This is a genomic window from Algoriphagus sp. (assembly GCF_030694375.1).
Lineage (GTDB): Bacteria > Bacteroidota > Bacteroidia > Cytophagales > Cyclobacteriaceae > Algoriphagus.
Window position 1 is genome coordinate 1 of sequence record NZ_JAUXYL010000026.1, and the last position, 25527, is coordinate 25527.

Consider the following 25527-nt stretch of genomic DNA (forward strand, 5'->3'; position numbering starts at 1 on the left):
TGATGACAAGCAGAAAACATACGGCGAAGCCAATCCTGCCCTGACTTTCAGCTACAGCGGCTTAGTCAACGGTGACACCAAAGTGACCACCGAGCCAGGCATCAGCACGACTGCTATACAAAGTTCGAACGCAGGCACGTATCCGATCACGTTAACCGGCGGTGAAGATCAGAACTACACCATCACGCTGGTAAGCGGCACGCTGACCATCGGCAAGAAGGACTTGACCATCACGGCTGATGACAAGCAGAAAACCTACGGGGAAGCCAATCCTGCTCTGACCTTCAGCTACACAGGTCTGGTCAACGGAGACACGAAGGTGACAACCGAGCCAACGATCAGTACGACAGCAACCCAGTCCTCGAACGTGGGAAGCTATCCGATCACCCTAAGCGGAGGATCAGACGAAAACTACACGATCACCTTGGTGAACGGAACGCTGACCATCGGCAAGAAGGACTTGAGCATCAGGGCTGATGACAAGCAGAAAACTTACGGCGATACGAATCCTGCCCTGACCTTCAGCTACACAGGTCTGGTCAACGGAGACACGAAAGTGATGACCGAGCCAAGCATCAGCACGACTGCTACTCAAAGCTCGAATGTGGGAACTTATCCAATCACACTAGCTGGCGGATCAGACGAAAACTACGAGATCACGCTTGTAAACGGGACGTTGACGATAAACAAAGCGACGCTTAAAATCGAGGCGAATGGACAGACCAAAATATTCGGTTCTGCAGATCCTGCCCTGACATTTGTGGCTACAGGCTTCAAGGGCACGGATAACCTGAGTGTACTGACGGGAAATCTTGTCAGAGCAGCAGGCGAACAGGTAGGAAAGTATGCGATCGGCTTGGGTACATTGAAATCTACTGAGAACTATCAGCTGGAGTTTGTTTCCGCACAGTTTGAAATTATCCCGGCCGAATTGATTGCCATTTCCAATCCTGACCCGATTACCACCCCATGGTCTGTGAGTCCGACCTTGCCTGCAAAAGTGACTGCGGTTACCGCAGACGGACAGGTGGTGCAGCTTTCGGTTAGCTGGAATCTTGCTCCATTGAATCTGTTCAAGCGGGGCACTTACTTCCTGACCGGAGTGGTGACTTTGCCAAACGGCATTCTGAATCCTGAAGGTCTGAGGGCAATGCTGGAAGTAAGAGTTTTGGCCAAGCCAGCTCCACAGGATGTGATTTTGAGCAACGATGACTTTGATCCGGATCCGAAGAATTACTTCCAGGTGATCGGCAACTTCACGGTGATCGATCCGATTGACAATGTGCATACGATCACGCTGGTACCGGGAGCAGGAGACAACCAATACTTTGAGGTGAAGAACGGAATCCTGTTCTGGAGCAGTGCCGAAGAGGTTGCGGGAAGAACTCAGTTTACGGTAGTCATTCGGGTAACGGACCGGGACGGGAATGTGATCGAAAAATCCTTTACAATCAACAGAGGACGAACCGACATTCTGGAGTTGGAAGTGTTCAACAGTTTCACTCCAAACGGGGATGGTATCAACGACACCTGGGGAGTGCCGGATCTGCGCTACTTCCGTGGAGTGAGGGTACAGGTCTTTGACCGCAACGGAGAGCGACTCTTCTATACCGAAGATGCGGATACCCGTTGGGATGGGACTTACAAGGGCAAAGAAATGCCAGTCGGTACTTATTTCTGGATCATTGAGGTGATCGAAACCGGAAATGTAAGAAGAGGTATTTTGACACTTCTGAGAAAATAAAGCTAAATAATCCGGGCATCTCAATGCCCGGGTTTTTATACCAATCTTCAAATACTGAAACGCTATGACCTTAAAATATCTCCCATTTCTAGCCTGTTTTCTTTTGGTGAATTCGCTTTCAGAAGCACAAACCCGCAAGAACATCTCCCAGTTTTCCCACTTTCAGAGCTACTTCAATCCGGGCTTGACCGGCTATGAGGGTTCGACGGTGCGGGGCTTTGTGCGGAACCAATGGTCAGGATTTGAGGGGGCGCCAAAGACCTACTTCTTCAGCACCGAGATTGACTTTGGGGAGATAGCCGGAGAGATGGACCCGGCCCTGATGGGCAAGAATGCGATCTCGGTCAACCTGCTTCACGACACCTACGGAGCCTTTCGGGACAATGAACTGATGATCAGTTACGCCAGTCGAGTTAGACTGACCGAAAACCACAACCTGAGACTGGGAGTGGGAGTCAATTATCAGACGGTACGTTTGGACGGGAATGCAATGACGACAGAAGAGCAAAACGATCCGACTTTGGGACAGTATTACGGTGCCTTCTCGGACATGCAGTTTCTGGACGCCAATATTGGAATAGCGCTGACGCACCGGCAATACTACTTTTCGTACGCAGTACACCGGATCAATGGAGGAGGAGCAAGTCGTGGAGATAATTTCATGGAAGGCTACCCGGCCGAGCAGTTTATTCAGGCGGGCTTCCGGGAGGCGATCACCCCCAATCTGTCCATCATCACCAATGCATTCTTCAGAAGCAGGAAAGATCTGCCCAATGTGGTGGAGCTGAATATCAAAGCGCTGTTGATGGACAAAGTATGGGTTGGGGCCGGTCATCGGATCGACTATGCGAGCAACTTGCAGGCGGGTTTTTTAACGAAGCGGATGCGTGTCGGCTACCTCTACGAATTCCCGATGGGCAGGAGCTACCTGCTTCCGGGCAGCACCCATGAATTCACTGTAGCCTTGAACCTGTTCAAGGACAACATAAAGAGCAAATTCGCAAAAGACGAGGTGCTGATCTGGTAATCACATTCATTTAGCCAAAAAAAGGAAGGAGCGATCTTTCCTTTTTTTTTGCGTACGGCTCAATCTGCCAACTTGGAAAGTTGCAACCAGAATTCCTCAATTTTGAGGATTGCTTCCAGAAATTCATCCATGTCCAGCGGTTTTTTCACATAGCTGTTGCTGTGGTTTTCATAGGCTTGGTTCACGTCTTTTTGGCTGGACGAGGTAGTTAGCATGATCACCGGGATTTTCTTAAGAAAATCAGTCGTTTTGATTTGTCTCAATACTTCGTGACCATTGAATATCGGAATATTTATATCCAAAAGGACTAGGTCCGGTTTTTCGACTTCTGTGTATTCTCCTCTTCGAAACAAAAAATCTAACGCCTCTTGGCCATTTTTCACCACACTGATATTAGTTTTGATCTTGCTTTCCTCAAAAGCATCAAGTGTCAGGATGATGTCTCCTTCATTGTCCTCTACCAGGAGTATGTGCGCTGTCTTCATGTATTTTTAATGTTTGATCGTAAAGATAAAGGTAGGACCGGAATCTCCGTCTGATTCAACCCAAATTCGACTTCCATGTAATATATTGATTCTTAACATGCCTAAAGCCCAATTCCCTTGTGGTTTATATTTTGGTCAATTTTTTTGAAAACATCGAAAATTTCTTCCTGATGGGTATTGTTATTATTTTACCCATTAGTACACATGGAAGAAGTAACTTCCATTATGCCATCAATTTGAATTTATCCTAAAATTAAACTTTAGGCACTGAAAAATAGAATACAGAACCTTCTCCAAGTTTAGAACTCAGCCAAACTTTACCCCCCCAAGATTCGACCTGCTTTTTCACGATCGACAGGCCGATGCCACTTCCACCGTATTGGTCTCGATTGTGCAAGCGCTGGAAAATGACAAAGATTTTATCGAAGAATTCGGGTGCTATTCCAATTCCGTTATCCCGAACCGAAAACACCCATTCACTTTCGGTCTCCTCTACCCCAAGCTCAATCCGGGGCGCTATCCCGTCTCTGGAATATTTGGTTGCATTGTCCAGCAGGCAATGGATGACCTGCGTAAAGGGAGCCAGATATCCATCAATGACAGGAAGCGGGGGGTGGTCGATCTCGACTGTTTTTTCGTGAATGATTTTCTTCCGCAGGGATTTATAATCTCCTATCAGTTGGTCAAGGTTGATTTTTACCTTATTTTCTTCAAGTTTTCCGGCTCGGGAATATTCGAGCAAATCAAGGATAATCTGCTTCATTCGCTTGGCCCCATCTGTGGCGAAATGGATGTATTGATGTGCTTTGTCATCCAGCTGTCCGCCATATTTTCGCTTAAGTTGATCCAGAAAGCTGGAGATCATCCGCAGCGGTTCCTGCAGGTCATGGGAGGCGATGAAGGCAAATTGCTCCAGCTGTTCGTTGGTGAGTTCGAGCTCATGGGCATGTTTTTTCAGGGATTCATTGAGTTCGAGTAGTTCTGCTTCATGGAGCTTTCGTTCTGATATATCCGTCATTGCACCGACCATTCGGACAGCCTTACCTTTCTTGTTTCTAATGACTATTCCTTTGTCGACCACATATCCAATGTTTCCATCTTCCTTGAGGATTCGGTACTCCATTTCCCAGCGAGAAATGTCCGGATCCTCGATGGCCTCGCTAATACTTTTTTGGATCTGAGGGAGATCTTCGGGGTGAAATGCATCCTCCCAGAAATCTTCTTCTGTAAGTGACTTTGACGCATTTTCTCCAAATAATTTTTCAATCCCATTACTTCTGAAAAAGGTCTTGTTTTCTAGGTCCCAATCCCAGATTGCATCATTGGTCGCCTCGGTTACTTTTTCAAAACGTTCGTTGGCGCGGAGGATTTTTTCAGCGATTTGCTTCTTCTCGGTGATATCCCTAAAAAAAACACTGATCCCCTCAGGAGAAGGGTAACCATTGGCCTCATACCATTGGTTTAAGGGTTCAAAAAACTCTTCAAAGTGGACAGGAGATTGGGTTTGAAATGCCCTTTCGTATTGTTTGAAGAATTCAAGATCCTTGGCCAAAGGGAATTTTTCCCACAAATTGTATCCTACCAAATCCTCCCGTTTGATACCTATGATTTCTTCTGCCCGCTTATTCCAATAAGTTACTGTCCAGTCTTTATCTAATGCGAAAAAGGCATCACCAACCCGCTCCAAAATATTGTTTTTTTCTTTGAAAGCTTTTTCCAATTTTTCATCAGCTTGCTTTCTTTCTTCAATATTTTTAAAATAAGCCGAGACTCCTCCATTGGAGGGATAGGCATTGATTTCATACCACTTGCTGTCTCCAGGGTAAAGGATTTCAAAGGATTCCGCCTTTTCGGTGGATGCCACCCGCTCATAAACCTCCTGAATCAACGTGCCAACCGCCGCCGGGAAAAGTTCCCAGATATTGTTCCCAAGTACTTCCTCAGCTTTTTTGAGGAGGAGGTTCTCCGCCTCCCTGTTGAAATAGGTGAAGTTCCAGTTTTTATCCACCGCATAGAATGCATCGGAAATACTTCCCAGAATTTCGCTAAGCTGAAGTTGCAGGGATTTGGTGGCATGGATATCCTGAAAACTTCCAAATATTTTCACGCACTTTCCGCCGGCCCATTTCCCCCTTCCTATGCATCGGATCCAGCGGTCATCTCCCCGTGCTGTGATAACGTGGAGTTCCTCGTCAAACTCATTCCCTTCATGGATGAGTAAGTCTACCGCATGCTGAATTCGAGCTTTACTGTCCTCGGTATAGAATTCAAAGCCTCCGGTGAGGGTAGGATTATAGTCATTTGGTACGCCTAGAATTTTTCTTGTCATCGGAGACCAAAACATAGAATCTCCTTCCTGATTTAGTAAATCGAGCTCCCAGCTGCCTATGTGAGCCATCGCCGAAGCCTGATTCAATAATTCTTCATTTTTTTTCTCCTCTGTGATATCCAAAATCAAGGAATTGAAAACCACAGTCCCATCTGTGAGGTACTCTGGAGTTCCGTGGCCGATATGGAATCGTAGTTCACCACTTGGCATCATGTACCTCCATTTGGCCGTCCATTTCATCTTGTTTTTCACAGATTCAATGATACTTACCTGAACTTCTTCAAAATCCCCTCCGGCTTTTATTCCGTTCCAGATGAGATTATTGTCATTAATGGAATCCTCTGCCGAGTATCCCCAGATTTCTTTGGCCCCTAGGCTGACATATTTCATTGCGTCAGATCCGTCAGGGTTGATGATATATCTAAATACTACTCCCGGAAGGTTATCCGAAATTGACTTGAGTCTCAATTCGCTTTCCTTTCGATCGTGAATGTCCTGGAAGCTTCCATAGAGCCGGGTACATACACCGTCCCTAAACTCCGCATTACCAATAGCCCTTACCCAGCGTTCATTGTTTTTCAACGTGATCAATACCGCCTCAAAGTCAAAGGGGATGCCCTCCGTGATACAGACATTCACCTGATTTTGAACAAATTCTTTGAAATCGGGCCGGTATAGATTTATCGCCGTTTCCAAATCGGGTGAAAACGTTGCCGGATCTGTTTCATGCAGTTCGTAAACTATATCCGACCAAAACAGGCGATTCCCCACCACATCGATTTCCCAGCTGCCTATTTTCGCCAGTTTGGAGGATAGGCGGTTGAGCTCACTCAGTTTTTTCTCTTTGGTTATGTTTTTTGCAGAAGCATAGATCACCCCGGCTTCCACCTCGGAATTGCAGGTCCAGCTCAGCCATACGATCTCCCCGGATTTGGTTATGTACCGGTTTTCGAATTTGAAGGTGGTTTCTCCCTCACTCAGTTTCATCACTTCATTGGCGGAGATTTCTTTGTCCTCGGGATGTACAAACTCATCGAAGGAATGGTACAAAAGCTCTTCCTCGCCATAGCCAAGGAGCTCACAGCCTGCTTTGTTCATTCTGAGAAATCTTCCCTGGAAATCTGCCAGACAAACGATATCCGGAATAGCTTCAAAGAGATTTTGGAGGTTGGTTTCAAGAGACTTTCGGTTGATCTCTGAGCCGATAAAATTCTCCAATCGGTGAAAAAGTTTCACAAAGCGTTTCATGAACTTTGATTCTTTTGTATCTCCAATTACCAATACCCCCACTACTGTATCATTAAACAGTAATGGTAAACCAAGTACTGCCAAGATTCCCGAGTTTACTGCAGCTAACCTCCGTATAAACGTTTCCGAATACTCTCGGGGATTTAAAAGTATCGGCTTCTTGGTCTTATAGACCACCCCAGGCAGACCATCGCCGATCTCGAATTGTCTGATTGCACCAGCGTCTGCGTAAAATTTGGCTGCTTGTTCTGAATGATGGCTGAAATTCAGGAGCTGAATGTGCGAATTTTCCAGATTCGGTGTCCATACCTCTACAAAATCAAAACCCCCAAAGTCTGCAAATGCAGTGCATAAACGCTGCGTGGCATCGACCAATTTTTTTTCCTCATTAAAAATCAGACTGATCTTACTCAATAGATTCTGCTCCAGTTCCCGGTTTTTCTTGTCCGTCACATCCCGCTCTACTGCAATCCAATGGGTAAACCAGCCCTTTTCGTTGGCCACAGGGGATACGGTGAAGTTGATCCAGAATTCCTCGCCGTTTTTTTTGTAGTTGATGGTCGTGATTTCGCAGGATTCCCAGTTTCGCAGGGCTTTGCTGAGTCTTGCCAGTTCGGCTTTGTCTGATTTTGGGCCCTGAAGAATTCTTGGCGTCTTACCGATCACTTCCTCGGCGGTGTAGCCGGTCATTTTGGTAAAAGCCTCATTGACATACACAATGCGCGGGCCCGGTTCATCGAAGGGCTCGGCTTCGGTGATCAAAATGGCATCGGAGGTATTGGTAATGACACTTTCGAGGAGTTTGAGCCGTTGATCTTCCTGTTTTTGAGCCGTGACATCTTGGACAGTTCCTTCGAAAATTACGGGCTTTCCTTCTTCAGAAGGTTTCACCCTCCCAATTGCGTGTACCCAGCGAATACTTTTGTCGGGCAGGATTATCCGATGGATAATATCCACATTTTTTCCCCCTGGGCGTACCGTTTGATCTTCTAGGTCGAATGCATCTTGATCATCAGGATGTATGGTTTTGAGAAGATTTTCAAAGTTTATTTCAAAATTGTCCTTTTGTCTTCCCCATATTTTGTAAACTTCATCTGTCCATGTAATAGACTGAGATTCTAGTTCGAATCTCCAATAGCCTAATTTGGCAATGGCCGAGGCTGCTTTTAGTCTTTCTTCTGATTCTTTGATCAATTGAGTTTTTATTTCTTCCTCAGAGACATCCTGACAAATCACCAACACGCATTTTCTGCCCTGAAAATCAACTTTATGTCCGTTGATTTTCATTCTGATTTTTTCGAGGTTTTTTTTCTGATGTGTAAATGCCCCGAAGTAAATATTCCCATGCTGTGAATCAATATCGATATGCGCTGCTACCAATTTTGGTATTTCTTCCTTAAGCCGGAGATCTTTGATGGTCATCTTTAGAAATTCATCCCGGGAATAGCCATAGTGCTGGATTGCTGCTTCATTAACATCCAGAATTTCGAAAGTGCTTATATCATATACCCATTGTGGAAGAGGGCTCAAATAAAAAAGGCTGCTGTAATCTGTCGGGTTTGCTTCCATAGTAAATAGTTTGGGTGTTTATTATGGCTAAATTGCTAGGTAAATAAAAAAGATATACCATTTTGAAAATGGTTGCATTTTTTTGATTTTCAACCTTTGTACTTATTGAATATAAATATAGTTACAAAGTATTATATTTAAAATTCGATTTAAATGGGATTAATAAGTGATATTGAACTTGTTTAAATAATATTTTTCGGAATATTGAGTTATTAAAAATTGGCTTTTTTTCTTGATTAAGTACAATTTCGTGAGCTTTTGAGAAGAAAAATGGATTGTATTGTAAAAGAAAAGCTGTTTAAAAATCGAGAAATTGAATTTACAAGACAAGGTAGTTGTCGCTATGCCTACCCCCTTATTTTTTATAAAAAAATGAAGGTGAGATTACCTGGGAAGTGTAAAATAGAAGGTGCTTCCTTTTCCCGGTTCTGATGTTGCGCCGATAGTCCCCCCGTGGATTTCAAGAATCCGCTTGCAGGCAGATAGACCTATTCCTGTTCCGGGTATGCTGTCATGAGAATGCAGCCGTTTCATAAAACCAAATACTTGATCGGCTAGATCTTCTTCGAATCCCATCCCATTGTCCTTTACAAAGACCCTGATTTCATCATTTTTTTCCTCAAACTCCACTCGTATTACTGGGTCGTTTTCCGATCGGTATTTGATGGAATTTCCAAAAAGGTTCTGAAAAAGACGAGCCAATTGAAGCTTGTTTCCGATTACCATCGGCAATTCGGGGATGGTGATGACCGCATTGTTTTCTTTGACTTGATCCCCGATCAGCTCCAGTCCGATTTCACAGGCTTCATTTAAGGAGAGTTCTTCAAATGGCAACTCTTCACTGTCGATTTTGGCATAGTCAAGAAGGTCGCCGATCATCAGTTTCATCCGTTGCGCATTTCTTTTTATCAGTGAAAAATATTTGGTCACCTCACTGTCTGCAGGAAAATGTCCTTTTTTTTCCGACAAACCGATCAAACCGGAAATGGTACGAAGTGGCGCCTGAAGATCATGAGAGGCGATATAAGCAAATTGTTCCAGTTCCGAATTGATTTGTTTGAGGCGTTGGATTGTTTGTTCGGCTTCTTGCCTTGCTTTGATCAATTCCAACTCATAGCTTTTTCGCTGCGTGATATCCAGAATGGAGAACCTGAAATAGGTTTCAAGGGCTGATTGATCATGAATTCGACTTGCATTGACTAAAGTCGGGAGCTTGATAGATGCTTTGCCTTTGAGTTCGATATTTATTTCTGAGATTTCACCCTGCATTAGCAGCATGGGCATCATGTGAGTTTCAAAATAAATTTTCCCTCCCATATCCAGTAGATCCTGAAATGATTTTTGGAGGAGGATTTCTTCCCATTCATAATCTAACCACTTGAGCAATGTGGCATTTACATTTACAATGAGTCCGTCAGCGCGTACGGTCATGTAGCCAAAAGGTGCATTTTGGTAAAGATCTTCGGCGTTTTCCAAGAATGGCTGAGTATTCAAGGTCTAGGTGGTTAGGTAAGAATGTATACTGGATATAACCTGATCGGGAGCGGTAAGGTGCGGACAGTGACCGGGGCTATTCAAGAGCACGTATTTACTATCAGGTATTTTTTTATGAACAAATTCTCCAACTCGGACAGGAGCGATCACATCGGGATGACATTGGATAATCAAAGTCGAGGTACTAACCCTTGATAAATCCTCCCTGTTGTCTCCAAGAAAGGTCACCTTAGCGAAGTGCTTGGCAATGTCCGGGTTCATAGCACAAAAGCTGTTCTTCAATTCATCAGAATATTCCGGTAATTCCGGATTTCCGATGATCACCGGTGTGATAAAGCTTGACCAGCCCAGATAATTGCTTTCTAAGGTTGCTATGAGTTCATCTATATCCTTGTCGCTGAAGCCACCGAAATATTCATTATCGTTGATGTAGCAGGGGGAAGGCCCAATCAAAATCAGTTTTTCATAAAGTTCGGGCCGGTCAGCGGCAGCAAGTACTCCAATCATACTGCTCACAGAATGTCCCACAAAAATCGCTTTTTGGAGATCAAGAGAATCTAAAATTTCATTGAGGTCCTCAGCGTAGCCTTTGAGGGAACTGTATTTTTCAAAATCGTACGCGCTTTGATCTGAGTTGCCGGAGCCAACATGATCAAACAAAATAATCCGGTAATCTTTTTCAAAAGCTGGAGTGATAAATCGCCACATTTTCTGATCACAACCATAACCATGGGCAAAAACAATTGCTTGGGTACCTTTTCCGAAAATTTTTACATTATTCCTTTTTGTAATGGCAATACTCATGCTTGGGTTTATTCAGTTAAAATGTTCTAAGAATTCCAGTAGGGCATTTTGCCGGCAATGAGAGGCAATGGCAAATTGGTGTTTGGATTATTTAAATCAATTTTAAGAGTGGTTTAAATTACTTGATTTGAGTTAGTTAACCAATAATTTTTTCGATGAAATTGCCGTCTTAGACCTATATGTCCATTCAATCAGCTCAACTTTTGGGCCTTTTTTGATAGGTGAAAATTCAAAATGAAGAATTTAAAGGCATTTTCATACCAAAAAGTGGCTATTGAAAAAAAACGGGGAATCCTAAACTCTAAAAAGCCTTCAACACATGCAATAGGTCCCGTTTGGTAATGATTCCTCCTTTTCTCCAAAGGATTTTCCCTCGCTTGAAAAGGATGTAATGCGGGATCGACCGAATTGCAAACTGTTGGGTAAGTTGGGGATGTTTATCCACATTCAGTTTAAGTAGTTTGATTTTACCGCCAAGTTCTTCCAAAACCTCCTCAAGGATTGGAGTCATCGTTTGGCAAGGGCCACACCAATCTGCATAGAAATCCACTAGCACAGCGTCCTGGCTTTTGGAGATGATGTCTTTTGGGTTCTTTTTGGACATAGATGAGATTTTAGACACAAGATGCAAGATCCAAGAATCAGGATCCAAGATATTGGAATAAGACGTAGGACGGACGATCCAAAAACTATTAAGCAACAAAAAATAAAGGCCGCCTTTTTTGAAGACAGCCTTTTGGAGGAAGTAAGATTTTTTGGATTAGTTTCTGACAGGTGCACCTGCAGGCGGAGTCGGCATTTTAAGGCCAAGCTTGGCTACAACTAGTTCCGTGAATTTGTCTTCTTCTTTGGTGTAAAGCAAGACTGGAGACTGACCGGCAGTTTCCGCGAAAATATGCGTGTAATTGTTTTCAGCAGCTACAGCATTGATCGCATTGATGACCTTGGTCTGTACAGGCTCCAATAGCTCACCCAGTTTTCTCTGATAAGAAACCTGAGCATCTTGCTCATATTTCTGCAGATCATTCTGAAGCTTCGTCAATTCAGCTTCTTTGGCAGCTCTAGCCTCTTCGGTCATAGTAGGTGCTGCTTGCTGATACGCCTGAACTTGTCTTTGGAAGTCAGCCGCTTTAGTCTGGATATTGGTTTGCAGTTGAGTCTGGTAATCTTGGATATCTGCTCCGATTTGTTCCATCTCAGGCATTATGTCCATGATAAATTCCACACTCGTATAGCCGATTTTTACATCTTGAGCCTGAGCTGCAAATCCTACGAATAGCAATGCTACTGCTGATAGGATAACTTTAACTTTCATCATTTGGTGTTTGTATTTAATTGTTGTCTTCAATTCCCAATTCGTCCAGGACAAACTCAGAGTAGTCGTGTCTTGGATCAGTATAGATTATGGCCGAAGGGCCTGCTGCCTTGTCAAACAAAAGGCCCAGGTTATTCCGCCTCGAAACGCGTTCGATCGCTTCGTAAATCTTGGACTGCAGGGGCTGCAGCAGTTCTGCCTGCTTCTGGTAATACACCCCGTTTATTCCAAAGATTCTATTGTTGAACTCTTGCGAGGCCTTTTGCTTCGCTTTGATTTCTTCAAGCCTTTGCTTGTACATTTCTTCTGTCAATAATACCTCCTCTGCCTTCAGCTGAGTGGTCATTTCTTTTATCTCCTGATCCAAACTTTGTGCCTCTTTCTTCCAATCAGAGCTTAACTTCAAAAGCTCATCTTGAATGACTTTATAGTCAGGATGCTTATTCAGTATGTATTCCGTGTCAATGTATCCGCTCTTTTGAGCCGCTAAAGGGCCTCCTTGTATCAGAATGAGGAGCAAAAGTACAATTTTCAGTGATTTATCCATGTCTTCGCCTTGTTTTCAGTGAGTCTTTATTGAGTTAATACCAAGCTTTATTTTTGCATAAATTAACTAAACGTACTACTGAAATCAAGATTATCTGAATTGCTGACCAATAGTAAAGTGGAACTGGGCACCGCTTCGGTCCAAAGATCCCGGAATCCGATCAAATCCATAACCCCAGTCTACCCCTAGCAGTCCAAAGGCCGGCATAAAGATCCTTGCACCCATTCCTGCTGATTTTTTCAGATCATAGGGGTTGTAATCTTTGTAAGATCCCCAGTTGTTTCCAGCCTCAGCAAAAGCCAATAAGAATATCGTAGCCGAAGGGTTTGGAGACACCAAGAATCTAATTTCAGTTACGAATTTATTGTAGACTACCCCGCCATAAGGATCTGGATTGGCCGTCCCTCTAGTAGCTCTTCCGGGCGTGATAGATTGGTTCTCATAACCTCTAAGTCCAATGATTTCCTGGCCTAAGGCAAAGTTATTGAATGTCATCCCGTCACCACCCATTACAAAGCGCTCCAAAGGAATGATTCCGATTTTGTTACCATAAGAGCCTAAGAAGCCCATGTGTGCTCTCGCACTTGCCACCCACTTGGTAGATCCCAGGAGCGGGGTGTAGAACGAAGCATCAAGCATCCATTTATGGTATTCAAGCCAGTTGTATTTTTGCTGATCTGTGGATTCGCCATTGATATTCTTGTTGAGCGAAGAATAAGGCGGGGTTAAGGCTGTAGAAAGCATAATGTTGGATCCCAATCTTGGATAGATTGTGTTGTCCACGTTATTTCTTGCTATTGTGGTGTTTAAGGTGACACTTTTCGAGTTTCCTGAAGGATAGCTTAGTCCAAAGGATGTTCCGAACTGGTCAAACTCATAGTTTTGGAATCGCACTGAATTGCTGATGCTGAAGTAGTCATCAGGCCAAGTCACTCGCTTCGCAAGTCCAAGTGTGACGCCGGTAATCTTAAAGAAACCCAAAGAATTACCAAAATTATCCCGGTTAAAGAAGTCGACTTGTCGCTGAATAGAATGGTTAAAGGAAAAACTCAAAGCATTAGGTTTTTTGCCGCCAAACCAAGGCTCAGTCAAGGACAGGGAGTAGTTTTGGAAAGTTTGACCATTGGCCTGAACTCGAAGCGAAAGCTTTTGTCCATCTCCTACAGGAAGTGGGTCCCACTTACTGAAATCTCCGATATTTTTAACTGAGAAGTTATTGAATACCAAACCTACTGTCCCTACGAAACCGTAGAATCCACCCCAACCGCCGGAGAGTTCGATCTGATCATTAGGCCGTTCTTCGAGTTCGAAGGTGATGTCCACCGTAGCTGCCTCAAAGTTTGGTCTGAGATCGGGATTGATTTTCTCAGGGTCAAAATATCCCAGCGTTGAAAGTTCACGGATGGTTCTCACCAAATCCTTTCTACTAAACTTTTGACCCGGTAGAATCCGGATCTCACGCATGACCACGTGATCCGAGGTTCGGTCGTTGCCTTTGATGTTTACGCTGTTTACGGTCACCTGAGGCCCTTCAAAGATTCGCATTTCCAGGTCAATGGAATCCCCGACTACATTAATCTCTACCGGATCAATGGAGAAAAACAAGTATCCATTATCCTGATAAAGAGAACTCACATCATCTCCCTTTTGGGGATCATAATTCAGACGCTTATCCAGTTTTTCTTTATTGTAAACATCTCCCTTTTCAATCCCTAGTTTCGCAAGTAGAACTGAGCTAGGATGAATGTAATTGCCTGTGAATGAAATATTTCGGTAATAGTATTTTCGGCCTTCTTCAACCGCGATGTCAATGTTGATTTTATCTTCTGAGAAACTGTAGACTGAATCATCCAGAATTTTAGCATCACGGAAACCGCGGCTATTGTAAAAGTTGATCACATTATCTTTGTCATTTCTATATTCTTTGGGAATATATTTTGATCCGCTGAAAAAGTTGAGCTTTAGATTTTTGTTGATATAGCTTTTAGTTTGTTCTTTGGATACGGTGTCTGTTTGAAAAATTGTTTTTTTGATGCTTTCAGCATCAGCCTCTACAATTCTGGTATGGATATCCTTGAAAATCGCAACGCGTGCATGTTCCTTGGTTTTTTTCAATTTTTTCTTCAGTGGACCATCAGCTATTTCCTCATTTCCGTAAAATTGGATTTCATTGATTTTTACTTTGGAATTGATATCGATATCGAATCGAAGTTTGACGCTGTTAGGAAGCGTAGTATCCCGGTCTTGGAAGATTTTGACATCGGTATTCAGGTAGCCTTTGTCGAGGTAATATTTTTCGATGTTTCTCTTGGCGGTATTGAGTACGTCATCACGTACGACACGACCTCTAATATTTACTTTATCACGGAGTTCCCCCTCTTGAGTTTTATTGATGCCATTAAACTCTACGCGTGAAAATCTCGGCCTTTCAGTAAGATCAAGCAATAAATAAATGTCTTCACCTTCAATTTTTGTCACTAAGATTTTCACATCCCCGATGATTCCCTGTCTCCAGAGCTTTTTCAAAGCATTTGAGATAGCATCCCCTGGCACATCTATTCGGTCATCAACTTTTAGTCCTGACAGTGAAATGATTGCATTTTCATCCAGCGTGGTCAAGCCCATCGCTTTGATTTCTGCTATTCTGTATTTCTGGGGTTTGGCATAGTTCAGTTCCAGAATATCAACAGGTTTTGAGGACGCGTAACGACTTTGCCCCAAGCGAATTTGGGAATAAGCCGAAGCTGACCATATCAAACACAACAGGATTAATAAACTTCTTTTCATATAATTATATTTTGACCTTAAAGGCCACACTAGCCTGGCTGAGGCAGACAGGCTCGATTTCATCAATTACTTAAGGTTTAACTTGCTCACCGGTCTTGCCGAATCTTCTTTCACGCTTTTGATAATCTTCCACTGCAGCATAAAGGTGCTCTATTCTGAAATCAGGCCATAATACCGGTGTAAAGTACAGTTCGGTATAGGCCAATTGCCAAAGGAGAAAATTACTGATTCGATATTCCCCGCTGGTTCGGATCATTAGTTCCGGATCCGGTATTCCTGCCGTTTCCAAATGATCAGCGACTGTTTGTTGCGTAATTTCCTCTGGTTTCAATTTGCCTTCAGAGACTTTTTGAGCAATGCGTTTGGTTGCTTGAGTGAGTTCCCATTGTCCACTATAGCTAAGCGCCAAAATAACCGTGAGGCCGGTGTTAGATTCTGTTTGCCTTTGGGCTTCGATGAGTTTTTCGTAAGCAGATTTCGGTAGACTTTCCACATCTCCAATGGATCTCAATCTGATGTTGTTTTTCATCATGAGTGATACCTCATCGATAATCGTTTTCACCAGCAATTCCATCAGTGCCTTTACCTCATCTTGAGGGCGGGACCAATTCTCGGTGGAGAATGAAAATAGGGTGAGGTATTTTATCCCTAAGTTGTCAGCTCCTTCGATCGCATCTTTTACAGCCTGAATTGCGTGACGATGACCGAAGATTCTCATGGCACCTTTTTTTTTGGCCCAACGGCCATTGCCGTCCATGATTATTGCGAGATGTCTAGGGATTCTGGTTAGGTCTAGTTTTTCCTTCATTCCAATGGGTCGGGTACCTACATTTTTGGAGGTACAAAAATGCTATTTCTTTTCCAATAATCAGGGCTAGCCCTCAATTAATTAATAGGCATAACACTTAACATTGGCAATAGTATAGCTCAATGTGAGTCCAAGAAAGTAGTACCAATCTTTTGTGTTGGGGTTTCCGAAGTTTACCCCATATGGTGGTGTTTGGCCTGTTGTTGGATCGGTAGGTTGTTGATAGCGTGGAATAGCCGGAAGTGTGCTGTCAATTTTATCCAGATAGTCTGTCATGGTAGGCCTAAATCCTAGTTCTGCTGCTAAAGTCCATCGATCATTCAATCTGTACTTGACACCTCCTCCGAATGGTATAACAACTGAGTTTAAGTTATACCGTTCTGAAACCAAAAATTGGTATGTATTTCCTTTCATTATGAAATGGGAAAAACCCAATCCAAAGAATGCATAGGGAGACCACCTAAATTCGGAATCATTTCTTAGAAAATCCAAGAAATTAAATTCCATCACGGCACTGCCTTCGATGACACCTCCTCTGAATCGACCGTCTCTTATTCGAGCGGCAGGATCTAGTGGTCTCAAGCTGTCTTCTGCCTGAAGTATCGAAGAACTAAGTGCGACTCGTAAGCTCCACACATTGTCAAAATTTCTCTTGCCAAACAACGTGCCTTGAAGTCCAATTTGACGGGGATCAATTCTCCTTATTATATCTCCTGTGTAAGTTCCTACGCCAAGACCTCCACCTATCTCATATTTTTGAGCGTTGACGGGAATACTATAGCCTGTCAATACAAGTATTAAAGTGAGTAAGTTTTTGATAATGTTTGAGTTGATCTTTTTCAAGACGATGCAAGTTATGAAGTACCTAACGTTTAAAAAACGCCCTATGGTATTTGACGGGTTAATTAATGTTAAGCTCTATTCGGCTAAAATTCAGTTTCTCATGTCAAAACCCCAATTCAGTTTTTGTCTCAGGGTGTCAAAGAAATGATAATGCGGCAATTTGACCAATTTTGCTGAAAACAGCTCTTTTTTTACGCTTAGTTTTATTTCGGAAGAAATAGAAGTGGATCTTGAATCCAATGAAATCAGGAACTTTTCGGTACGGCCTTCGATCTCAAAACTGATTTCGGATTCATCTGACACAATAATTGGGCGGACATTCAAATTGTGTGGACTCACAGGGGTAATTACAAAGCTCTTTGCTCCTGGAGTGATCAATGGTCCCCCACAACTCAAGGAATAGCCTGTAGACCCGGTAGGTGTGGAGACAATCAAGCCGTCTGCCCAATAGGAATTGAGGTACTTCCCGTCAATATAGGTATGGACTGTAATCATCGAAGAGGTGTCACGCTTGTGAATGGTAAATTCATTCAGGGCGAAATTTAACCCATTGAAAAGTTTACGACTCGAGTGTAATGAAATCAGGGAACGTGATTCAATTTGAAAATTGCCGTTGGCAAGGTGTTCGATTGCTTCACTGATCCGATCTGTGGCAACGGTGGCGAGAAAGCCCATTCTGCCGGTATTTAGGCCTAAAATGGGGATTTCAAGACTGCCTACCAAGCAGACTGCATCCAACAATGTACCATCCCCACCGATCGAAATCAAAAAGTCTACAGCCTTGAGTTCTTCCTGATTTTCAATAAGCCAATAGCTCAAGGTTCTATTACCCGACATTTTCAATGCCCTGTCCAAAGGTTCCGTAACCAGAATTTCGATCTGATGTTTTTTAAGTTCCCGAAAGAGTATTTCGATGTCAGCTATGTATTCGGCTTTCAATGCAAGGCCGTGCAAGGCGATTTTCATGTGGTTAAAATTGTTTTTTATCGGTCACATGGAATGCCCTAATCCCCGATAGCTATCGGGGCATTTCCTTTTGTGAGAAGTCTTTCACATAGGCGTTTCATACCTCAAATATCTAAAAATCTCAGCAAGTTACCGATTCGATCTTCCTCACTTCCAACTCCCGTCTCTTCTTGGTAATGGTCAATCACCCGATAGCCAAAACGTTCCAATGTTGCTTTTACGTGCCGGAGTTCAGGTTTATCGAGTTTAAGGGTCAATTTGATTTTGCTGTCATCCAGTGGGTCATTCGTAATGAATGAGCTGAGAATTTTGGTGTTTTCGGACTCCACCAGTCTTGATATTTCAGACAAATGGTAATCGGTCATATTTAAGGAAAGTATTAATACACTCCCTTGAGACTTGATGGATAGACTGTCTGCGAAGGCAGAAATTGCATCTTCCATTGTTATTACTCCTAAGTAGGAGTTTTCCCTGTCAATCACTGCTACGAGATTTGATTGGTTTTCAGAGGCAACCCGAAGTACGTCGTAAATATGCTTATCAGAATAAACCCAACAAGCTCCTCCCTTTAGACTAATGGCACCAATCAATTGTTCGGGCTCATTCAATTCGAAAATCACCTCATCACTGATGAATCCCAGAAATCTCCCTTGATCCGTGACCGGAAGCGCATCGATCCGGATTTCTTCCATCCATGCCAAAGCCTTTCCTGCCCGATCAGAAAGTTTGAGGGGCGGAATGAGACTATTAATGAATTCGTAGGCTTGCATGTAAGAAAGTTAGGAAATGATATCACAACACAAAACGCTTTCTTAGGTATTCTTGTTTCCTTGCTCTTTTTTGTAAGCAATCAGAGTACAAAATAGTTGGCTAAAATACCCAGCCCAATACCTGTCAGAATGATTACCGGGGAGGATATTTTGGTGAATTGGAGTACTGAGTACGTACCCAAAATAAACATGATATGGAGTCCATTTGCCTCAAGAGGCTCAAATAGTAAATATGCAGCAGCAATCAGCATTCCGCAGGAGACAGCATTGATGCCTTCCAATGCAGCTCGGACAGGCCTGTAAAGTTTGAGTTGATCCCAAAATCGAATAACAAAAAATATGAGAAATATTCCGGGTAGAAAAATTCCCGCAGCAGCAATCATTCCTCCCATCAGGAATCCCGATAGGCCAAACTCTCTCATAGACAGCGCACCAACATACGATGAAATGGAAAAAGTAGGGCCAGGAATTCCCTGTGAAATGGCATATCCGGTCAGGAATTCCTCTGAACTCAAAAAATGCTTGAAGTCCACAAATTCAGTATACAGATAAGGAACAAGCACTTGACCTCCTCCGAAAATCAAACTGCCGTTTCGGTAGAAGTTTTCGAAAAGTAAGATGGGTTGATACTTTGTGATCGCACCTGCTACAGCTGCCAAAATCAAAACTCCTGCCCAGAGGTAGAAATTTGCCCATTTAATCTTCAGGGGTTTTTCCTCCTCTACTTTAGGTTGGTTTTTGTATTTGACGGAAGTACTCAGCCCCCCAAGAATCAGCATTATGGGAAAAATGTATGGAGAGCTGTAAAAGAAAGAGACAAAGGCCGAAATCAACATCAAAATCATCGCTTCGGAACTTTTAACCATTTTACTGATTGTTTTTTGCGCAGCAAAAATGATAAATCCGATAGCCATCGGCTGAATAAACCGTGCGAAGTCCAATGCACCGGGAGTATTTTCCTGTAAAAAGTTGATCACTATAGCCGTGGCTATCATGAGGAGTGTGGCAGGAAGAATCCAAACCAATAGTGCCAAATAGGCTAAATTGGGTCCGCCAACCCGAAATCCAATTGCAGAGACCAACTGAGTAGAAGAAGGACCCGGGAGAATATTGCACAGGGCATTCAATTCCCAAAGTTCTTCTTCAGTGATGTATCCCCGATTTTTCACCATTCGCTCCAACAGCATGGCCAAGAAGGCTTGTGGTCCTCCAAATGCCGTGATGGAGAGCGTGAGAATGTCCTTTAGGAACACATAGTATCGGACTTGGCGGACCGACATGTTATTTTTTCAAACCCAATTCACGAAGTCTTTCATCCAAAAACTCACCTGCAGTCGCGTCAGTAAATTGCTTTGGATGGGTTTCGTCAATACAGCTTTCCAGACAGGTGAGATCCATTTCAGATCTTGGGTGCATGAAGAACGGAATGGAATACCGACTCGTGTGCATCATTTCCCGTGGTGGATTTACCACACGGTGGATGGTAGATTTCAGTTTTTTGTTTGTCAGACGCTCCAGCATATCTCCTACGTTTACGACTAGTTGGTCGGGAAGAGCAGTGATTGGGATCCATTTGCCGTCTTTTCTCAACACTTGTAATCCATCAGCACTGGCACCCATCAAAAGCGTGATCAGGTTGATATCTCCATGTTCTGCCGCACGGACCGCATCCGCAGGTACCTCATCCGGATTTTCGATTGGGAAGTAATGGATTTGTCTCAAGATGGAATTGCCGTAGGCTACTTTATCTTCAAAGTAATCTTCTGGTAATTCCAGGTTCAAGGCGATAGCCCGAAGCATGGCTTTACCTGCATTTTCCAAGGTTTGATAGGCTTCTATTGCATCATTCTGGAATCCCGCAATTTCGGAAGGCCAAAGATTTTCAGGATATTCGTTTTTGACAGAATCCGTGTCAGGGATAAGACTTGTCTCTTGTCCCACATGATAAAACTCCTTCAAATCTCCTGTATTTCTACCTTTTGCATGTTCTTTTCCCTTGCCGGTATAGCCTCTTTGATACCCGATCTCGGGTTTTTCGTACTTCTTTTTTATTTCATCAGGAAGTGTAAAAAAAGCCTTGATTGAATTATAAAGTCTGTCTTGCAAATCCTTGGAGAGCCCGTGGTTTTTTATAGCTACAAAACCGATGTTCTGATAGGCCTCACCCAATTTTTTCACGAAAGCTGTTTTTTGTTCTGGGGTTCCAGCGGTAAAATCTGCCAGGTCCAGACTTGGGATTTCATCAAATAGGATGTCCATTTATTTTATTGTTTAGTTGAATTGTCAATGTAATTCTTCAAAATTAAATATCTTTAAACTCAATTTGGATTGAATTATGAAGAAAATCCTATTTCTAAGTCTTTTTGTCGCTTTAATTTCATTGTCTTGTTCCGAAAGCAAGCGGAAAATAAATGAGTCGGTAGTGGATCATTCAGGAGATTCATTGGCTATTGATTCAACTACTCCTAAAGTTACATTTTTCCAATATGAAGACTCTACTGCATTTCCTGACGCCATTCTTGAGTTATATACGCCCTTAGGCAATCAAGTATTTAGGCCGGGCAAAGTCCCATTTGAATTCAATATCAAGAATTTTCCAGACTTAAGACAACTTCCTTCAAATCCGCAGCTTTTTCTGATATTCAATGGAGGCGATCCGATAGGTTTTTTTTCTCCAATATTTCAGCGCGAACTCACAGAGGGAACGTATCGAGTAGTAGGATACTTGGTCGATGCTGAAGGTCATGTCTTGAAAAGCTTTGGCAATTATGTTGATCGTGATTTTATTGTAGGAGACTCAAGACCCTTCCCCTATTCTGCAGAGCCATATCTTGCTTTGAATTTTCCTCGAAATGGACAAGTACTGGTTTCGGGTGAAGAATTGATCATTGATTTTTTGGTTTTGGGCGGGGATATGAAGCTCGATAGGCTCAAAGTCCAAATTAAAATAAATGAATACGCCTACGAAATAGATCACATGGCACCTGTTCGGGTTACCAACTTACCCAAAGGTGACTATCGTGTAAGTGTAAAACTATCCCGAGCAGATGGAAAAGAGCTGGAAGGACCCTTCTCCTCTGTGACCAAGACGGTCTATGTCCGATAAGTCCTTATCTTTGGACACCAAATCAATGATTTATTCATGCTTTTAGTTAATCAAATCCGGGAAAATTATGCCGGTGTTCTTGCCGGTTTACAAAAAAGAAATGTTCACAATGCCCCGTCAATTCTTGATCAAGTCATCGCATTAGATGATTTGAGGAAATTGACGCAAGCGCAACGGGATCAGATCCAAGCCGAAGCCAATACGATATCCAAACAAATCGGAATCCTCATGAAAGAAGGCAGGGCTGAGGAGGCCGTTGCGATTCGTGAGCGGACTACCCAAATTAAAGAACAGATCAAGGATTTGGAAGAGCAGTATTCCAAAACGGAGGAGGATCTAAAGGCTCTGCTTTACACTATTCCCAATGTGCCGCATAGTTCTGTTCCTGCCGGAAAATCTGCTGAGGATAATGAAGTGGTTTTAGAATATGGTACAATTCCAGCACTATTCGATGGAAAGCTGCCACACTGGGAATTGATCAAAAAGTACGACATCATAGATTTTGATCTAGGAGTAAAAATCACCGGGGCGGGTTTTCCGGTATATAAAGGAAAAGGTGCCCGGCTTCAGCGTGCACTGATTAACTTCTTTCTGGATGAGGCGTTGGCCGCAGGCTATATGGAAATCCAGCCTCCGATTTTGGTCAATGAAGACTCTGGATATGGCACTGGTCAGCTTCCGGATAAGGAAGGGCAGATGTATTTTGCGACAGCAGATCAACTTTATCTAATTCCAACAGCGGAGGTTCCGATCACCAACTTGTACCGGGATGTGATTTTGTCCGAAGAAGATCTTCCGATAAAAAACGTGGGCTACACCCCTTGCTTCCGCAGAGAAGCCGGCAGTTGGGGTGCGCATGTGAGGGGGTTGAACAGACTTCATCAGTTTGACAAAGTGGAGGTGGTTCAAATCACGCATCCGGATAAATCTTACGAGACTTTGGAAAGTATGAGCAGCTATGTGCAAGGACTTTTACAAAAACTTGAATTACCCTATCGTGTTTTAAGACTTTGCGGGGGGGACATGGGTTTCACTTCAGCATTGACTTATGACATGGAGGTGTATTCTGCAGGACAGGAGCGTTGGTTGGAGGTAAGTTCCGTTTCCAATTTTGAAACGTATCAGGCCAACAGGCTCAAACTCCGATTCAAAGGAGAGGATAAAAAAACTCAACTTGCTCACTCCCTCAACGGAAGTGCTTTGGCATTGCCGAGAATTGTAGCTGCAATCCTGGAAAATAATCAGACGCCGGAAGGTATAAAAATGCCAAAAGTTCTGCACGCTTATCTTGGGTTTGAATCGATCTAAGATTCTTAAATTTCAAGCCGTTGGGGTTTTGCCAACGGCTTTTTTTAATTCCCTCATACATTATGAATTCGAGCCTGATAGCCGAAAGGTATGTAGGCAAGATTAAAAAGTCACACACTGGGATGGCTATAGAAAATCAAATAATAAACACATGAAATCGAGCCTGCCTGCGGCAGACAGGCATGACTAAAAAGTCACACACTGGGATGATTATCGACCATGCGAGATTCCATGTGGCCTTAAAGAAAAAATTATAAACACATGAAAAGTCTGTTTTTGGCGGTTTTCAGTTTTTTTCCAATTTTTTGTTTTGCACAGCAAAATGAAATCGAAGCAATCACCAAAACTGTCAACCTCTATTTTGAAGGAATGATCCAACGAGACCGGACTATGTTAGAAGAAGCGTTTCACCCTGAGGCAAGATTGATTGGGTATCGGGGGGAAAACTTCACAGTGACTGCATTTGAAACCTGGGCAAACGGAACCGTAAAAGGTGATCCGCGTGATCCTGCCCAATATCTAAACTCCATAAAGTCTTTGCGTATAGCGGGCTATACTGCTTCAGTCGAGACAGAACTTCACTGGCCGGGGATTTATTATTATGACTTTTTGACTTTGATTAAGGTGGAAGGGAAGTGGAAAATTGTTCACAAGACCTGGTATGAGGAACTAAGGTAATTCCTGTTTCAGATTTAAATTTTAGAAAAATGACATGAATGTTTTCAGCGCTTTTTTCAAAACTCGGTCATAGGCACTGCTCCAAGCAGGTTCTTCCGTTTTCCCAGTCAGAATAATACCGTCCCCCTTTCTATTCGGAAGTTGATAACTTCTTGTGAATCTCGAGCACCTGGGGTATCAGCAGTTTATTGTCGGTATTTTTGATGACAAAATCAGCCCGTTCGTTTTTCTGTTCATCGGGAAGCTGCTGGTTGATGATTTGATTTACCTGGTCTTCCTTTCGGTGTGGATCCCGGGCCAATACTCGAGCCATTCTGATTTTTAACGGGGAGCTGACATTGATCACCCGATCCAGTTCTTCTGCAGCACCGGTTTCAAAAAGTAATGCGGCTTCTTTGATCAGGTATGGAGCGGATTGAATTTCTGCCCATTGCTTGAAATCTTTTGCCACAGCCGGATGGACAAAGGAATTTATTTTTTTCACTTTCTCCGGATCAGAAAATACTTTTTGTGCCAAATAGGCCCGATTAACACCTCCATTGGGAAGATATGAGTCCTCTCCAAATTCTTCAAGAATTTGTGATTTTAGAGTTGGGTCGACTGCCATGAGCGCCTTTGCCCTGTCGTCAGCCGAATAAACCGGAATTCCCAAAAGTTTGAAAAGTTGACATACAGTGGACTTGCCAGAGCCTATTCCACCTGTAATTCCCACCCACAATGGCCGTGAATTAATCATATTTCAGCTTGAAAATAGCCGGTTCCACCGTGATGTTTTTAATGTATTTTGGAATCGGTCTAACCTCAATGGAAATTGTACTATCCACGCGGTTTCGCTTTCCATAATCCAAAAATGCTTCAAATTCCAATTCTTTTAAATCGGCGACTTTATTTTCGTCGACCAAATAAGTCATCATCGGAGTGATGTCTTCCCTTTCCAAACTCACTGATTTCGGGAAATTGATTTTAGTGATTTTGAGCCGCTTATTTCCTTCCAAATATTGGATTATTGAAAAGCTTACTTCGACAGTTTGCTCTTTTAGTCTGACGAAATCAGCTAGATTTTTGTCAATTCCTACCGGAACTGTTTTTTTGAAGTTTTCACTGATTCGGTTTTCAGCTAAAGAAACAGGAAATTTTCCTTCAAAAGAATCCAATAAGGAGGATGGACCTGTTAGTGTTATTTTCTTGGGAGAAAAAATAATCTCGCCATCGATTTCCACGTTTTTGGCCAAACTAAAACTGGTTGAATCTACTGCCAAGTCTAAACTTCGTGTTTCAATTTTATCTATTTTAAAATGAATCGAATCTTCCAAAGCTCCCAACAGGGTGGTAGGGGTGATGAAATCTCCCAATGGCCGCTTCAGGTCGGCAGTAAGGATGTAGCTTCTGGATGCAGGATCAGCCAAATTAATGACAAAGGGAGGTTCATTCAGCTTAAAATATTTGCGTAGAAGATCCCAGCCATCTCCAGAGATTTGAATGGGAAAACTTTCGGGCAGGGGCTGAACGGCCATATACTTGTCCTCATCAAAACTCCAAGCGATAGGGTAGTCTACAATGGTGGTGTAATTGTCCTTATTGAGGGCATTTAAAATCCAAAAAGTGGCAGCCGCTGCGATACAGAGGACTACCACTTTTAGATTAGAGAGTTTTCTGGAAGAAATCCTTCCGGAGGATTTTTTTGTTTCCGGCAAAGCTC

General features: G+C 43.0%; 21 protein-coding genes. 5 read left to right on the forward strand and 16 right to left on the reverse strand.

The window, feature by feature from the left end; translation table 11 throughout:
• Both Q8M62_RS09425 and Q8M62_RS09430 read left to right on the forward strand, forming a co-directional pair.
• Positions 1-1744, forward strand: a 1744-nt coding sequence (locus Q8M62_RS09425) for an MBG domain-containing protein (RefSeq protein WP_305668079.1), incomplete at its 5' end; no start/stop codon positions are given.
• A gap of 64 nt (positions 1745-1808) precedes the next feature.
• A complete protein-coding gene (locus tag Q8M62_RS09430) occupies positions 1809-2771 on the forward strand; it encodes a type IX secretion system membrane protein PorP/SprF (protein ID WP_304898871.1) in 963 nt (320 codons plus the stop codon).
• A gap of 59 nt (positions 2772-2830) precedes the next feature.
• Here the strand turns inward: Q8M62_RS09430 and Q8M62_RS09435 are convergent, their stop codons facing one another.
• From Q8M62_RS09435 to Q8M62_RS09500, 14 genes are all read right to left on the reverse strand, one after another.
• Positions 2831-3256 (reverse strand): response regulator, encoded by a 426-nt coding sequence (locus Q8M62_RS09435; protein ID WP_304898872.1) that lies wholly within the window; start codon positions 3254-3256, stop codon positions 2831-2833.
• Between the two features lie 253 nt (positions 3257-3509).
• The gene (locus tag Q8M62_RS09440) at positions 3510-8402 is read right to left on the reverse strand and encodes a PAS domain S-box protein (RefSeq protein WP_304898873.1); all 4893 of its coding nucleotides are present in this window, start codon (positions 8400-8402) and stop codon (positions 3510-3512) included.
• Positions 8403-8786: 384 nt separating this feature from the next.
• Complete coding sequence (locus tag Q8M62_RS09445) at positions 8787-9896, reverse strand: ATP-binding protein (protein ID WP_304898874.1); 1110 nt, start codon at positions 9894-9896, stop codon at positions 8787-8789.
• Between the two features lie 3 nt (positions 9897-9899).
• Positions 9900-10700 carry an alpha/beta fold hydrolase gene (locus Q8M62_RS09450; protein WP_304898875.1) on the reverse strand — a complete coding sequence of 267 codons (801 nt, stop codon included), beginning with the start codon at positions 10698-10700 and terminating at the stop codon, positions 9900-9902.
• A 301-nt stretch (positions 10701-11001) separates the two neighbouring features.
• The gene (gene trxA / locus Q8M62_RS09455) at positions 11002-11304 is read right to left on the reverse strand and encodes a thioredoxin (RefSeq protein WP_304898876.1); all 303 of its coding nucleotides are present in this window, start codon (positions 11302-11304) and stop codon (positions 11002-11004) included.
• Between the two features lie 156 nt (positions 11305-11460).
• Positions 11461-12018: an OmpH family outer membrane protein gene (locus Q8M62_RS09460; protein ID WP_304898877.1), complete on the reverse strand. Its 558-nt coding sequence runs from the start codon at positions 12016-12018 to the stop codon at positions 11461-11463.
• Positions 12019-12031: 13 nt separating this feature from the next.
• Entirely contained in the window at positions 12032-12562 is a 531-nt protein-coding gene (locus tag Q8M62_RS09465; RefSeq protein WP_304898878.1) for an OmpH family outer membrane protein, read from the reverse strand.
• 90 nt (positions 12563-12652) lie between these two features.
• Positions 12653-15349, reverse strand: coding sequence for an outer membrane protein assembly factor (locus Q8M62_RS09470; protein ID WP_304898879.1), 2697 nt, complete (start codon positions 15347-15349; stop codon positions 12653-12655).
• A gap of 70 nt (positions 15350-15419) precedes the next feature.
• Positions 15420-16157 (reverse strand): isoprenyl transferase, encoded by a 738-nt coding sequence (locus tag Q8M62_RS09475; protein ID WP_304898880.1) that lies wholly within the window; start codon positions 16155-16157, stop codon positions 15420-15422.
• 81 nt (positions 16158-16238) lie between these two features.
• Positions 16239-17000, reverse strand: coding sequence for a DUF6089 family protein (locus Q8M62_RS09480; RefSeq protein ID WP_304898881.1), 762 nt, complete (start codon positions 16998-17000; stop codon positions 16239-16241).
• A 90-nt stretch (positions 17001-17090) separates the two neighbouring features.
• A complete protein-coding gene (locus Q8M62_RS09485) occupies positions 17091-17966 on the reverse strand; it encodes an NAD kinase (RefSeq protein WP_092728993.1) in 876 nt (291 codons plus the stop codon).
• A 104-nt stretch (positions 17967-18070) separates the two neighbouring features.
• The gene (locus Q8M62_RS09490; RefSeq protein WP_304898882.1) at positions 18071-18736 is read right to left on the reverse strand and encodes a CBS domain-containing protein; all 666 of its coding nucleotides are present in this window, start codon (positions 18734-18736) and stop codon (positions 18071-18073) included.
• Between the two features lie 80 nt (positions 18737-18816).
• The gene (gene chrA, locus Q8M62_RS09495) at positions 18817-20016 is read right to left on the reverse strand and encodes a chromate efflux transporter (RefSeq protein ID WP_304898883.1); all 1200 of its coding nucleotides are present in this window, start codon (positions 20014-20016) and stop codon (positions 18817-18819) included.
• 1 nt (position 20017) lies between these two features.
• Positions 20018-20995: an isopenicillin N synthase family oxygenase gene (locus Q8M62_RS09500; RefSeq protein ID WP_305353348.1), complete on the reverse strand. Its 978-nt coding sequence runs from the start codon at positions 20993-20995 to the stop codon at positions 20018-20020.
• Between the two features lie 76 nt (positions 20996-21071).
• Between Q8M62_RS09500 and Q8M62_RS09505 the strand changes: the two genes are divergently transcribed.
• From Q8M62_RS09505 to Q8M62_RS09515, 3 genes are all read left to right on the forward strand, one after another.
• Complete coding sequence (locus Q8M62_RS09505; protein ID WP_304901967.1) at positions 21072-21842, forward strand: hypothetical protein; 771 nt, start codon at positions 21072-21074, stop codon at positions 21840-21842.
• A gap of 36 nt (positions 21843-21878) precedes the next feature.
• Positions 21879-23150 (forward strand): serine--tRNA ligase, encoded by a 1272-nt coding sequence (serS, locus tag Q8M62_RS09510; protein WP_304901968.1) that lies wholly within the window; start codon positions 21879-21881, stop codon positions 23148-23150.
• A gap of 261 nt (positions 23151-23411) precedes the next feature.
• Positions 23412-23828, forward strand: coding sequence for a nuclear transport factor 2 family protein (locus Q8M62_RS09515; RefSeq protein ID WP_304901969.1), 417 nt, complete (start codon positions 23412-23414; stop codon positions 23826-23828).
• A gap of 130 nt (positions 23829-23958) precedes the next feature.
• Here the strand turns inward: Q8M62_RS09515 and coaE are convergent, their stop codons facing one another.
• Both coaE and Q8M62_RS09525 read right to left on the reverse strand, forming a co-directional pair.
• Entirely contained in the window at positions 23959-24564 is a 606-nt protein-coding gene (coaE, locus tag Q8M62_RS09520) for a dephospho-CoA kinase (protein ID WP_304901970.1), read from the reverse strand.
• On the reverse strand, positions 24557-25522 hold the full coding sequence (locus Q8M62_RS09525) for a YbbR-like domain-containing protein (protein WP_304901971.1): 966 nt from the start codon (positions 25520-25522) through the stop codon (positions 24557-24559). The genes coaE and Q8M62_RS09525 overlap by 8 nt, the downstream gene beginning before the upstream one ends.
• Positions 25523-25527 lie beyond the last annotated feature (5 nt).